This is a genomic window from Streptomyces sp. NPDC059456 (genome assembly GCF_042750055.1).
Taxonomy (GTDB): Bacteria; Actinomycetota; Actinomycetes; order Streptomycetales; family Streptomycetaceae; genus Streptomyces.
Genome location: NZ_JBHYVA010001007.1, coordinates 1 through 2,063, shown reverse-complemented (window position 1 = coordinate 2,063; position 2,063 = coordinate 1). Strand labels below are relative to the sequence as shown.

Annotated in this window: 2 protein-coding genes; both read left to right on the top strand. The window is 71.8% G+C overall.

Going from position 1 to position 2,063, the window contains the following annotated elements:
- Nucleotides 1-230, top strand: a 230-nt coding sequence (locus tag ACFXA3_RS41610; RefSeq protein ID WP_385196559.1) for a hypothetical protein, incomplete at its 5' end; no start/stop codon positions are given.
- A gap of 180 nt (nt 231-410) precedes the next feature.
- Nucleotides 411-1,979: a signal recognition particle protein gene (gene ffh / locus ACFXA3_RS41605; RefSeq protein ID WP_385196557.1), complete on the top strand. Its 1,569-nt coding sequence runs from the start codon at nt 411-413 to the stop codon at nt 1,977-1,979.
- Nucleotides 1,980-2,063: the final 84 nt, after the last annotated feature.

Here is a 2,063-nt window from a genome sequence, read left to right as displayed (position 1 = left end):
TTTCCGCCAGGGCACGGGCCGTGGGGGGGGGGCCCACTCCCGTTGGGGGCCGGCTTACCCTTGTCGGGCGCGCGATGGAATCCTCCGGAGTCAGCGTGCGCAGCGCCCACGTCTCCACCCTCGGGGCCAACGCGGTGGACTCCCTGTACGTGGTCGACCCCGACGGCAAACCGCTGCCGCCCCCGGCGGCCGCGGCGCTGGCCGCCGAACTGGAGGCCGCCCTCCGCTGACGGCCACGCCCCGGATCCCCGTCCCGCACGCCGGCGGGCCGAAAACGGCCCCCGCGGCGTGGGAGGCGCGGGGTCCGGGGCGCGGCCCGGGGCCGGGAACGGGCGGGTCCCCGGACAGGGGAAGGGCCCGATACCCTGGGGGACGACCACACGCCCCCGACCCGAGGAATCGCGACCACCGTGTTCGATACGCTTTCCGACCGCCTCAGCGCGACCTTCAAGTCCCTCCGGGGCAAAGGACGCCTCTCCGAGCAGGACATCGACGCTGCGGCGCGGGAAATCCGTATCGCCCTCCTCGAGGCCGACGTCGCCCTCCCCGTGGTCCGCTCCTTCATCGCGAACGTCAAGGAGCGCGCCCGCGGCGAAGAGGTCTCCAAGGCCCTGAACCCGGGCCAGCAGGTCCTCAAGATCGTCAACGACGAGCTCGTCTCGATCCTCGGCGGCGAGACCCGGCGGCTGCGCTTCGCCAAGACCGCGCCCACCGTGATCATGCTCGCCGGTCTCCAGGGTGCCGGTAAGACCACCCTCGCCGGCAAGCTCGGCCTCTGGCTCAAGGGCCAGGGCCACTCCCCGCTGCTCGTCGCCTGTGACCTCCAGCGCCCCAACGCCGTCAACCAGCTGAGCGTCGTCGCCGAGCGCGCCGGTGTCGCGGTCTACGCGCCCGCCCCCGGCAACGGCATCGGCGACCCGGTGCAGGTGGCCAAGGACTCCATCGAGCACGCCCGCACCAAGCAGTACGACATCGTCATCGTCGACACCGCCGGCCGCCTCGGCATCGACCAGGAGCTGATGCAGCAGGCCGCGGACATCCGCGACGCCGTCAGCCCCGACGAGATCCTCTTCGTCGTCGACGCCATGATCGGCCAGGACGCGGTCAACACCGCCGAGGCCTTCCGCGACGGCGTGGGCTTCGACGGCGTCGTGCTCTCCAAGCTCGACGGCGACGCCCGCGGTGGTGCCGCGCTCTCGATCGCGCACGTCACCGGCAAGCAGATCATGTTCGCCTCGAACGGCGAGAAGCTCGACGAGTTCGACGCGTTCCACCCCGACCGCATGGCGGGCCGGATCCTCGACATGGGTGACATGCTCACCCTCATCGAGCAGGCCGAGAAGACCTTCAGCCAGGCCGAGGCCGAGAAGATGGCGGCCAAGCTGGCGAAGGGCCCGAAGGAGTTCACGCTCGACGACTTCCTGGCCCAGATGGAGCAGGTCCGCAAGATGGGCTCCATCTCCAAGCTGCTCGGCATGCTCCCCGGCATGGGCCAGATCAAGGACCAGATCAACAACATCGACGAGCGCGACGTGGACCGCACCGCCGCGATCATCAAGTCGATGACCCCGGCCGAGCGCCAGGACCCGCACATCATCAACGGCTCGCGCCGCGCCCGTATCGCCAAGGGCTCCGGCGTCGAGGTCAGCGCCGTCAAGAACCTGGTCGAGCGCTTCTTCGACGCCCGCAAGATGATGTCCCGCATGGCGCAGGGCGGCGGGATGCCCGGCATGCCCGGCATCCCCGGGATGGGCGGCGGCCCCGGCCGGCAGAAGAAGCAGGTCAAGCAGGCCAAGGGCAAGCGCAAGAGCGGCAACCCGATGAAGCGCAAGGAAGAGGAGGCGGCGGCAGCGGCCCGCCGCGAGCAGGGCCCGCAGAGCGCCCCGCCCGCCACCGGCAGCCCGTTCGGCCTTCCCGCCGGCGGCCAGGCCGGCCAGGACTTCGACCTTCCGGACGAGTTCAAGAAGTTCATGAAGTAGGGGCGGTCGCGCGGGTAGGGGGGGGGCGGGGGGCGCGGGGCGCGGGCGGGAGGGGCTCACCCGCCCCCCCCCGCGGGGCCGCGG